Origin of the sequence: Cyanobium sp. BA5m-21 (genome assembly GCF_024346235.1) — a bacterium.
GTDB lineage: Bacteria > Cyanobacteriota > Cyanobacteriia > PCC-6307 > Cyanobiaceae > Cyanobium_A > Cyanobium_A usitatum.
Genome location: NZ_JAGQCO010000060.1, coordinates 1 through 11,142, shown reverse-complemented (window position 1 = coordinate 11,142; position 11,142 = coordinate 1). Strand labels below are relative to the sequence as shown.

Annotated in this window: 10 protein-coding genes and 1 pseudogene; all 11 read left to right on the top strand. The window is 55.0% G+C overall.

Going from position 1 to position 11,142, the window contains the following annotated elements; all coding sequences use genetic code 11:
- A pseudogene (locus KBY72_RS12860) lies at window positions 1-249 on the top strand (SDR family NAD-dependent epimerase/dehydratase); the annotation flags it as partial.
- Window positions 246-1,625, top strand: coding sequence for a nucleotide sugar dehydrogenase (locus KBY72_RS12855; protein ID WP_254993747.1), 1,380 nt, complete (start codon window positions 246-248; stop codon window positions 1,623-1,625). The pseudogene KBY72_RS12860 and the gene KBY72_RS12855, both read left to right, overlap by 4 nt.
- Before the next feature lie 187 nt (window positions 1,626-1,812).
- Window positions 1,813-2,946: a DegT/DnrJ/EryC1/StrS family aminotransferase gene (locus tag KBY72_RS12850; RefSeq protein WP_254960192.1), complete on the top strand. Its 1,134-nt coding sequence runs from the start codon at window positions 1,813-1,815 to the stop codon at window positions 2,944-2,946.
- Between the two features lie 14 nt (window positions 2,947-2,960).
- Window positions 2,961-3,836, top strand: coding sequence for an ABC transporter permease (locus KBY72_RS12845; RefSeq protein ID WP_315859557.1), 876 nt, complete (start codon window positions 2,961-2,963; stop codon window positions 3,834-3,836).
- Window position 3,837: 1 nt separating this feature from the next.
- Window positions 3,838-5,121 carry an ABC transporter ATP-binding protein gene (locus tag KBY72_RS12840; RefSeq protein WP_254960193.1) on the top strand — a complete coding sequence of 428 codons (1,284 nt, stop codon included), beginning with the start codon at window positions 3,838-3,840 and terminating at the stop codon, window positions 5,119-5,121.
- Between the two features lie 73 nt (window positions 5,122-5,194).
- Window positions 5,195-6,670, top strand: coding sequence for a class I SAM-dependent methyltransferase (locus tag KBY72_RS12835; protein WP_254960194.1), 1,476 nt, complete (start codon window positions 5,195-5,197; stop codon window positions 6,668-6,670).
- Window positions 6,667-7,641 carry a GDP-mannose 4,6-dehydratase gene (locus KBY72_RS12830; RefSeq protein WP_254960195.1) on the top strand — a complete coding sequence of 325 codons (975 nt, stop codon included), beginning with the start codon at window positions 6,667-6,669 and terminating at the stop codon, window positions 7,639-7,641. Before KBY72_RS12835 ends, KBY72_RS12830 begins: the two co-directional genes overlap by 4 nt.
- Window positions 7,638-8,849, top strand: a complete 1,212-nt coding sequence (locus tag KBY72_RS12825; RefSeq protein ID WP_254960197.1) for a glycosyltransferase — start codon at window positions 7,638-7,640, stop codon at window positions 8,847-8,849. The genes KBY72_RS12830 and KBY72_RS12825 overlap by 4 nt, the downstream gene beginning before the upstream one ends.
- A gap of 109 nt (window positions 8,850-8,958) precedes the next feature.
- Window positions 8,959-9,273, top strand: coding sequence for a hypothetical protein (locus tag KBY72_RS12820; RefSeq protein ID WP_254960198.1), 315 nt, complete (start codon window positions 8,959-8,961; stop codon window positions 9,271-9,273).
- Entirely contained in the window at window positions 9,270-10,016 is a 747-nt protein-coding gene (locus KBY72_RS12815; RefSeq protein WP_254960199.1) for a class I SAM-dependent DNA methyltransferase, read from the top strand. Before KBY72_RS12820 ends, KBY72_RS12815 begins: the two co-directional genes overlap by 4 nt.
- Window positions 10,013-11,122, top strand: a complete 1,110-nt coding sequence (locus KBY72_RS12810; RefSeq protein ID WP_254960200.1) for a DegT/DnrJ/EryC1/StrS family aminotransferase — start codon at window positions 10,013-10,015, stop codon at window positions 11,120-11,122. Before KBY72_RS12815 ends, KBY72_RS12810 begins: the two co-directional genes overlap by 4 nt.
- The last annotated feature ends 20 nt before the right edge of the window (window positions 11,123-11,142 follow it).

Genomic DNA, 11,142 nt, shown 5'->3' with positions numbered 1-11,142 from the left:
AGCCACACCGGCCCGATCAATATCGGCAACCCCGGTGAATTCACGATCCGCCAGCTGGCCGAGCTGGTGCGCGCGCGCATCAACCCCGACCTACAGCTGACCTGTGAACCGCTGCCGGCGGATGATCCGCTGCAACGGCAACCGGTGATCGAGCTGGCGCAACAGGAGCTGGGCTGGCAGCCGACGGTGGCGCTGGAGCAGGGGCTGGAGCCCACGATCGCTTATTTCCGGGAGGCGCTCGGCGCATGATCCGCTCCATCTGCTGCATCGGCGCTGGCTATGTGGGCGGGCCCACGATGGTGGTGATCGCCGATCGCTGCCCCGGCATTCAGGTGACGGTGGTAGACCTCAACGCCGAGCGCATCGCCGCCTGGAACGATCCCGACCTCAGCCAGTTGCCCGTCTATGAGCCGGGGCTAGATGAGTTGGTGGGCCGGGCGCGGGGCCGCAATCTGCACTTCAGCACCGCGGTGGAGGCGGCGATCGCCGGGGCCGACATGGTGTTCCTCTCAGTGAACACGCCCACCAAAACCAAGGGTGTGGGTGCGGGCCAGGCCAGCGACCTGCGCTGGATCGAGGCTTCCGCCCGCCAGGTGGCCGCTTGCGCCCAGGGCCACACGATCGTGGTGGAAAAGAGCACCCTGCCGGTGCGCACCGCTGAAACGGTGCAAACGATCCTTAATGCCGTGCCAGGGGCCGAGGGCAAAACGTTTTCAGTGCTCTCCAATCCGGAGTTTCTGGCGGAGGGCACGGCCATAGCCGATCTGCAGGCGCCGGATCGGGTGCTGATCGGCGGTGAGGATCCCGCCGCGATCGATGCGCTGGCGGCGATCTACGGCCAGTGGGTGCCGGCAGAACGCATCCTGCGCACCAATCTCTGGAGCTCAGAGCTCTCCAAGCTCACCGCCAACGCCTTTTTGGCCCAGCGGATCAGCTCGATCAATGCCATCGCGGCCTTGTGCGAGGCCACCGGCGCCGACGTGGGCGAGGTGGCCAAGGCGATCGGGGCCGACAGCCGCATTGGGGCGAAATTTCTGCAGGCTGGCCCTGGTTTTGGCGGCAGCTGCTTCCAGAAGGACATCCTCAACCTGGTGTATCTCTGCGGCCACTACGGCCTGCACGAGGTGGCGGCCTACTGGCAGCAGGTGGTGACACTCAACACCTGGCAGCAGCAGCGCATCGCCCGCTTGGTGGTGAACAGGTTGTTTGGCACCGTGAGCGGCAAGCGCATTGGGGTGCTGGGCTTTGCCTTTAAAGCCGACACCAACGACACGCGCGAATCACCGGCGATCCGCATCTGCCGGGATCTGCTCGAGGAGGGGGCGGTGCTGCAGATCGTGGATCCCAAAGTGAGCGAGCGCCAGCTGGAGCAGGATCTGGGTCAGCCTGCGGGAGATGGCAATGGCGCGGGCTGCTGGCACCAGGTGCCCGACGTGCAGCAGGCGGCCTGCGGCGCCGATGCCCTGCTGCTGCTCACCGAATGGCAGGAGTTTGCCCAGATCGACTGGGCGGCGGTGGGGGAGCTGATGCGGCGGCCGGCCTGGTTGTTTGATGCTCGCGCCAAGGCCGATGCCAGCGCGGCGCGAGCGGCGGGGCTGCAGGTGTGGACCGTGGGCGAGGGCTGATCGAGCGGCTGGGCGCCATTTCCCCGTGCCGATGAGCAGGCTCTGGCGCTCAAACATGACGCACTTTTAATCACAGCAGACAAACCACGCCCTGCTCGACTTCCAGGGCCCGGCCGACCTGGCCGCCTGGCTGGCCGCCAACCCCACCTGTCGCGCCCCGAGTCCAAACCAACCCCCGCTCCCACCCATGCCCCCAGCCCCCAGCCCCCCAGACCCGATCTACGTCACCCGCCCGCACCTGCCGCCGCTGGCGGACGTGACCAAGCTGCTGGAGGGGGTGTGGGAGCGGCGCATCCTCACCAATGGCGGGCCGCTGCATGAGCAGTTAGAGCAGGAGTTGGCGGCTCACTTAGGGGTGGAGCACATCTCCTTGTTTGCCAATGGCACGCTGGCGCTGCTGATTGCGCTCAAGGCGCTGCGGCTGCAGGGGGAGGTGATCACCACGCCGTTTTCGTTTGTGGCCACCAGCGAGGCGCTGAGCTGGAACGGCTTGGAGCCGGTGTTTGCCGACATCGACCCGCATACGTTCTGCCTGGATCCGGCCAGCATCGAAGCCAGCATCACGCCGCGCACCACGGCGATCCTGCCGGTGCACTGCTACGGCTTCCCCTGTGATGTGGAGGCGATCCAGCGCATCGCCGACGACTACAACCTCAAGGTGATCTACGACGCCGCCCATGCCTTCGGGGTGGACTGCCACTGCGGCTCGCTGCTGCAGCACGGCGACTTGAGCGTGCTGAGCTTCCATGCCACCAAGGTGTTCAACACCTTCGAGGGTGGCGCGATCATCTGCCCGGATGCGAAAACTAAAAAGCGGATCGACCGGCTCAAGAACTTCGGCTTCGTGGATGAGGTCACGGTGGCGGCCAACGGCATCAACGCCAAGATGAGCGAGCTGCATGCAGCGGTGGGGTTGGCCCAGCTGCCGGGCATGGAGCAGACCGTGGCCGAGCGGCAGCGGGTGGCTGAGCTCTACCTCAAGCAACTGGCGGGGGTGCCAGGGCTGATCCTGCCCACCTACAGCAACGCCCTGAGGCCGAACTACGCCTACATGCCCGTGCGCGTGACGCCGGAGGCGGCAGTGGATCGCGAAGCCCTGGTGGAGCAGCTGCGCAGCGCCGGCGTGGTGCCGCGGCGCTATTTCCACCCGTTGATCCCGGAGTTTCAGTATTACCGCAGCAATGCCAGCGCCGATCCGGCGCGCTATCCAGTGGCTACCCGGGCTTCACAGGAGGTGCTCTGCCTTCCCATCTATCCCGATCTCAGCGGCGATCAGGTGCACCACATCTGCAACACCATCCGGGCCGTTCTGGCCGCTTGAAACCTGAACACCTTGTGAAAAAACCTCCCATCCCTATTCCTAAACGGCGCCAAGCCCCAGACCCCAGCCAGCAGGTGCTGGTGCTCGAGCCCAACCGGATCGAGAAGCAGTATTGGAAAGACCTGTGGCGCTACCGGGAGCTATTCGCGATCCTGGCCTGGAGGGATGTGACCGTGCGCTACAAGCAAACGGCCTTCGGGGTGGGTTGGGCGCTGATCCGGCCGTTTCTTTCGATGGTGGTGTTCACCGTGATCTTCGGCAAGCTGGCGAATTTGCCCACTGAGGGCGATGCGCCCTACGCGATCATGGTGTTTGCGGCAATGCTGCCCTGGCAGTTCTTCGCCAGTGCGCTGGGCAGCGTGGCTGGCAGCTTGCAGAGCGGAGCGGGGCTGTTTAGCAAGGTGTATTTCCCGCGGCTGATTGCACCGGCGGCATCGGTGATCACCTGTCTGGTGGATTTCGCGCTGTCGTTTGTGATCCTGGCGGGGTTGATGGCTTGGTATCGCTACTGGCCCACCTGGCGGCTGCTCACCCTGCCCTTCTGGCTGCTGGTTGTGTTTGCCTTCTCGATGGGGCTGGGGCTGCTGATCGCCACCTGGACGGTGCACTACCGCGACCTGGGCTTCCTGGTGCCGTTTGTGGTGCAGATGGGGCAATACGTGAGCCCGGTGGCCTACTCCACCACGATCGTGCCGGAGCAATGGCAGTTTCTCTATGGGCTCAATCCGATGGTGGGCGTGATTGAAGGCTTCCGCTGGGCGGTGCTGGGCAAAAGCGCGGTGGTGCAGCCATTGAGCATCGGCCTGTCTCTGCTGTTGGTGGCGGTGCTGAGCGTGGTGGGTGTGCTGCGCTTCCGGGCTACGGAGAAAACCCTGGTGGATGTGATCTGAGATGGACGATTCCGATGTGGTGATCCGGGTGGAAGGCCTGGGCAAGAAATACACGATCAAGCATGAGCAGCAGCTGCGGCACAACACCCTGCGCGATGCGGTGGCCCATCAGGCTGCAGCCCTGGGCCGCTGGGCCAACCCGTTCACCCTGGCCGGCCAGCTGAGTCGTGCCCGCCGCCATGCCCCATCAAACGGTGAGGAAGACTTCTGGGCCCTGAAGGATGTGAGCTTCGAGATCCGCCGGGGTGAGCGGGTGGGGATCATCGGCCGAAATGGGGCAGGCAAGAGCACGTTGCTGAAGATCCTCAGCCGCATCACCGAACCCACCACGGGCCGGGTGGAGATCCGTGGGCGGGTGGCGAGCCTGCTGGAGGTGGGCACGGGCTTTCACCCGGAGCTCACGGGTCGGGAGAACATCTATCTCAATGGCGCTATCCTCGGGATGATGCGGCGGGAGATTCGATCCAAGTTTGATGAGATCGTGGACTTCGCCGAAGTGGAGAAGTTTCTCGACACGCCGGTGAAGCGCTACTCCAGCGGCATGTATGTGCGGCTGGCGTTTGCGGTGGCAGCACACCTGGAGCCGGAGATCCTGGTGGTGGATGAGGTGCTGGCGGTGGGGGATGCCAGTTTTCAAAAGAAGTGCTTGGGGAAGATGGAGGATGTGGCGGATCGAGAGGGGCGAACAGTCCTATTTGTCAGCCATAATATGCCTGCCATACTAAGCCTATGCAACAAGGGCCTGCTTCTTTCTCAGGGCGAAAACTATTTTGCAGGCCAAGCCACTGAGGCAGTAAATCAATATGCCATGATGAGCCTTTCAAGTGCATCGAAATCCGAGCCCTTGGCCGGGAAGTATGCCAATGTTGAATTTTCAATTAGATCTATAGACGATAAAGAGAAAGACGAGTTCACCACTGGCGAGCCAATAAAATTCGAAATACACGTAATTTCTCCAACGAAAATTAATAAGGCTCGCATAGGCATCGGAATAAACACTATTCATGGCTTTAGACTCACTACACTCCACACATATTTTCAATTCCAGCCTGAATTTGACATCTCCTTCACGGCATGCGCCACGGCCATCCTCAAAAGCCCTATTCTTAATGCGGGCAGCTATATTATAGAACTTGCGTTGTACGAACAAAATCAACTATTAGAGTCCTGGCAAGAAGCAGGAAGATTCAACATAGCAAGTATCAATTATTATGGCACAGGCAAGATGCCCGACCCGAGCCATCAAGGCCCAGTTTTGTCCGATGCTGAATGGAGCATTTTATAGATAAGCATGAAAATCTAGCTGCAGTTATTTTGCTTTTACAAATCTACTCGAGACTGGCAAGCAAGTAAAATCCATGATCATTAAAATTTCAAGTTGCGACAGCCAAGGAAGCGTGTATATTGGCGACTCTGCTGTATATCGCCCTATTCACACCGAACATATCAAGAATATTACGGATGTATTAAACATCGTCGGGGAAGGCATTAGTGGCATCATTGAGACCACAGTATGCAGGGATGAAGATCTGCCAGTTGGGCTCAGGGGGATAAGTGAACTAACTCTGCAGCATCGGAAGGTTGCGTATGTGTCCTATCCACATGAGTGGTGCGCCAGCATGCTAAAGGATGCCGCAATTTTTCATTTAGAACTCTTGGAAAAGTTGCTATCCAAAAGATTAACTCTCAAAGATGCACATCCTTGGAATATTCTCTTTGACCGTGGTCGTCCTGTATTTGTCGATTTTACATCTATAGTGACTGAGAAGGGCCTGTTTAATGAAAACTATCTAGAGGCCAATCGTAAATTCAGAAACTCTCATAACACCATTCGTGCAGCTCAGCTTGTGCGAGAGATTTTCGCTCGGATGTTCCAGCCCTACTTCCTAAATCCTCTCTTGATGTATGCTTACGGAGAAAGGGACCGAGTAAGGCCGCGAATTGAGAATACAACTCTGAACGCCTCGTCTGAGACTATTGCCCTTAGTGAATGTTTTACTTTAAAGAACAAGAGCCTACGCTCACTAAGAAAGTACTTAAGTTTTCTCGCGACCATTTACAGAGAGAAAGTTGCTTATTCTAGACTCAAGAATAGGTTTAGCCTGATAGCATTTTACACTGATATGCGCCACCATGTGCAATGTTTGTCTGTTGCGGCTAGCGCCACAGCCTATGCCTCTTACTATAAAGAGAAAGGCGAGAATCATGATTGGAATTACTGCAGACAATGGAACGAAAAGCAGAAGGGTGTGCATGATGCTTTAAATATTCCGAGTATAGATTCTGTACTAGACGTGGCCTGCAATACAGGCTGGTATGCCTTGATGGCTGAAAGGCTAGGTAAAAAGGTAGTGGCATTTGACATTGATGAGGGGTGCATCGATATCTTGTATCAGCATGTCAACAGAGATTGCCTCAACATACTGCCCCTGGTGTTGAGCTTTACTGATCTGACCCAGGACAAGTGCTCAATTTATGATGACAGCCTAGTTCTGATAAACGCAGGAGACCGCCTTCGTTCTGATGCGGTGCTTGCGTTAGGCATCATCCATCACTTAGTATTGGGATTGGGAATGAGCCTTGAAGAGGTCCTCAATTCACTACAGCCTCTTTTCAAAGAACGATTAATCTTAGAGTTCATAAATGCAGATGATGCGATGATCTGCAATGAGCCCAGTTTCTTCCCTGCGTACTTCAATAACTCTAACATCATCAACGGTTATGACATTCAGGCTCTTATAAGCCTTATCAATAGCCGTGGCTTTGAAGTAAAAGTAGCACCTTCATATCCAGACACTCGGAAGCTGTTAATTTGTGACAGACTCACCAAATGAAAAAAGCACTGATAACTGGAATAACTGGACAAGATGGTTCATATTTAGCAGAGCTACTCCTATCAAAGGGGTATGAAGTCCACGGGATTGTGCGGCGAGAAAGTCTCGAAGATTCACGGAGGAGAGTGAACCTTGTAGGTTTCGAGTCTAGTATTCATCTACATGTAGGGTTTATCGAAAATCATCTAAGCATCTACAAGATTATCTCACAGATAAAACCGGATGAATGCTACCACCTTGCATCCTCGAGCTTTGTTAGCTACAGCTTTGATGACGAAGCCTCATTGTTGACGAATAACTTTACTGCCACGCACTCTCTGTTGGCAAGCCTTAGAGAACTAGTGCCTGAGTGCCGGGTTTATTTTGCAGGATCTAGCGAAATGTTTGGCAATGCACCCAGCTCGCCGCAAAGCGAGCTAACACCTTTTAATCCACGATCTGTATACGGTATTTCCAAGTTGGCTGCATTTCATTTGGCAAGCAACTATCGTACTAATCATAATCTCTTTATCGCCGGAGGCATTTTATACAATCATGAGTCTTCCCGACGGGGCTTTCAATTTGTGACACGAAAAATAACCTCGACTGTGGCCAAGATTTATCATGGACTGACTGATCGAATTGAGCTAGGGAACGTCAATGCGCTTCGAGATTGGGGCTACGCACCTGATTATGTATCAGCAATGCATGCAATGCTTCAGTTAGATGAGCCACAAGATTTTGTGATTTCCACAGGCCAGTTGCATGATGTTCGTCACTTCTTAGAACTTGCTTTTCAGGTCGTAGGCCTTGACTATAATAAATACCTTAATATCAGCGACGCTCATTTTCGCCCAAGTGAAACTATTCCTCTGTGCGGCAACTCGGCGAAAGCGCGCGAGTTTCTAAACTGGAAGCCAACTAAAAGCCTAGATCGGATTATCGAAGAAATGGTCTTGGCTGACTTAGATCTAACCGGTAATTCTAAATGAAAGTTCTCTTCACAACTCCAATATTAGAGCACCCTGCAGCAGGGGGCCCTCAGTTAAGAATCGAGAACTCGATTAAGGCCCTTTCAAATGTATGCGAGCTAGATATTTGCCATAGAGCTTACGCGCCTTCAAACCAAGTTGCAAACACAGATGCTTATTTTTCTAAGTTTGCTCGCAACTATATAACGTATTTTGACCAATCTCCTCAACATAATCGGATAGCCCGATTATTCAAACGCATCTTCGGGCGCCTGTTGCATCAACAAAATCCCAAGTATCTTAGAGAGTTAGTTCGCTACATAATGGTAAATGACATTGATGTTGTTTGGTTTGGTTACGGAAATATCTCGTTTCCATTGATCATGACTCTTAAGAAAAGGTTGCCAAATATCAAAGTCGTATGTGATACTGACAGTGTTTGGTCTCGTTTTATATTACGCGAGCTGCCATATGCGGAAGGCCCGCGAAGGCAGCAGATTCAGATTGATGGAAAGAAAAAGCAGAATGAAGAGGAAGAATGGGTTGAACTATGTGAAGTAACTACAGCCGTTTCCGAGGTTGATGCTGCTTATTATCGCTCGATTGCTTCTCATCCAGAACGAATATATTTATTTTCAAATGTAATTGATGTCACTAGCTATAAGATTGTGCCTGCGCGTCCTGAGGGTTTTGTGAACCCATGTATATTTTTGGCTGGCTCATATGGGCCAAATTCAGCCATGAATATGGCTGCAAAGTGGGTCTTAGATGAGGTTTTGCCCATACTTTATGAATCATATTCTAATATACACTTTTATATTGTTGGTCGAAACTCAGATAGTCAATTTGGGGATAGGGCGGGCCCTGGTATAACTGTTACTGGGACGCTTGATTCAGTGTTGCCATTCCTTTGCCATTCAAATGTGGCTTTAGTTCCGCTAAAATTTGAGTCGGGGACGCGGTTTAAGATTCTCGAAGCTGCGGCTTGTAATGTTCCTATTGTTTCGACGACTCTTGGTGCCGAAGGGATTCCAGTAATTGATGGGGAGCATTTACTGATTGCTGATACTGCAGATGAATTTGCCTCCGCAATAAGGCGAATTCTAGATGATCAAGTTTTTGCCAAATTTTTGTCTGATAATTGCTTTAAGCTGGTCACCGAAAATAATAGTATTGAAGCGTTATCGATTGAGGCTGTCCAAATCCTGGAGTTGCTTGAAAATGCTTGACGAAATCATTAATAGCGGAAGTGTAATTGCTCTCATTCTGCGCACTTCTTACAAAAAAAATGGTATTCAGTTCTTTTCTCCTGATGACTTTTCTCAGCAGCTCGGCTACATGAATCGTCCCGAGGGCTACGTAATTCCTCCCCACGTCCACAATCCTGTACCCCGAGAGGTTCAATACACCAAGGAAGTGCTGTTCATAAAATCCGGCCGTGTGCGGGTCGACTTTTACGACGACGACCAGACCTACCTCGAAAGCCGCGTCCTCGAAACCGGCGACGTGATCCTGCTGGCCTACGGCGGCCATGGTTTCGAGATGCTCGAACCCACCGAGATGATCGAGGTGAAGCAAGGCCCCTACGCCGGCGACCAGGACAAGACCCGCTTCGAGGGCATCAGCGCCGATCATGCCGTGATCAAGCCATGAGCCAACCCTTCGAACTCAGCAGCCGCTACTACGACCTCCTCTACCAGGAGAAAGACTCCAGAGCTGAAGCCGCCTATGTGGATCAGCTGCTCCAGCGCCACAGCATTGCCGGCCGCGAGCTGCTCGATTTCGGCTCCGGCACCGGCCGCCACGGCTGCCTGCTCGCCTCCCGCGGCTACAGCGTCCATGGCCTTGAGCGCAGCGCCGCCATGGTGGCCGCCGCCCAGCAGGCCGAAGGCTTCAGCTGCCAGCAGGGCGACATCACCACCACCCAGCTGCCGCGTCGCTTCAACGCCGTGCTCTCCCTCTTCCATGTGGTTAGCTACCAAACCACCAACCCAGCCGTGCAGGCCGTGTTCGCCAACGCCGCCCACCACCTCGATCCCGGCGGCCTGTTCTTGTTCGACGTGTGGTACTCCCCCGCCGTGGCTGCCCAGCGGCCAGAGCTGCGCGTCAAGCGCCTCCACACTGCCGATCTCGCCATCACCCGCATCGCCGAGCCCACACTCCACCCCAACGCCAACCGCGTGGATGTGCACTACACCGTGATGGCCCAAGACCTCACCACTGGCGCCTTCCACTCCTTCGAGGAAACCCACCCAATGCGCCACTTCTCCCTCCCCGAGCTCGACCTACTGGCCGAAGCCGCCGGCTTCGAGCGCCTCACCGCCGAGGAATGGCTCACCGGCGCACCGCCCTCGGCAGCCACCTGGGGCGTGTGCCTTGTGTTGCGAAAGTCATGAGCGACTTCATCCCCGTCAACGAACCCGTAATCGGCGAGCGGGAAAAAGAGCTGGTGATGGAGTGCCTCAACACCGGCTGGATCTCGTCGGAAGGGCCGTTCGTAAGCCAGTTTGAGGAGGCCTTCAGCCGCCGGGTGGGCCGTCAACACGGCATCGCCTGCGCCAACGGCAGCGCTGCCCTCGACATCGCCGTGGCCGCCCTCAAATTGGGCCCCGGCGATGAGGTGATCCTCCCCACCTTCACAATCATCTCCTGCGCCGCCGCCATCGTGCGCGCCGGCGCCACCCCTGTTGTGGTCGATGCCGACCCCGACACCTGGAACATGGTGCCCGAACAGGTGGCTGCTGCAATCACCCCCCGCACCGCCGCAATCATGGTGGTGCACATCTACGGCCTTCCCGTGGATATGGACCCGATTCTCGAGCTGGCCAACCGCCACGGCTTAGCCGTGATTGAAGATGCAGCCGAATTGATAGGCGGCACTTACAAGGGTAAACCGTGTGGCTCGTTTGGCCATATCAGTACCTTCAGCTTCTACCCCAATAAACACATCACCACCGGAGAGGGTGGGATGGTTGTGACTGACGACCCTGCACTGGCTGAGCGATGTCGCTCTTTGCGCAATCTTTGCTTTCAGGCCAAGCAGCGCTTTGTGCATGAGGAGCTGGGGTGGAACTACCGGATGACGAATTTGCAGGCGGCGCTTGGGTTGGGGCAGCTCGAAAGATTAGATGAGGCACTAAAAAGGAAACGCGAGATAGGCCTTGAATACCAGCAAGCACTTGCAAGCCTCCCCTTTGCGGCACTTCCGCAAGACAATACACAATATGCCAAAAATTTATATTGGGTTTTTGGCGTGGTTGATAATAGTCACCGGAATAAAGATAGCTTGGCTAGAGAATTAGCAAAAGCAGGTATTGGAACAAGACCATTTTTCTGGCCAATGCACCTCCAGCCAATATTTCAAAATATGGGACTTTTTAAAGATTTTGAAGCTCCTGTAGCTGAAATGCTAGGGCGCAATGGATTTTACCTTCCTTCGGGCCTAGCGCTTTCTATGCAGCAGCAGAAACATGTGATAGAGCAAATGCATGCACTCGCCTGACGAGCCGTTACACTGTCCAT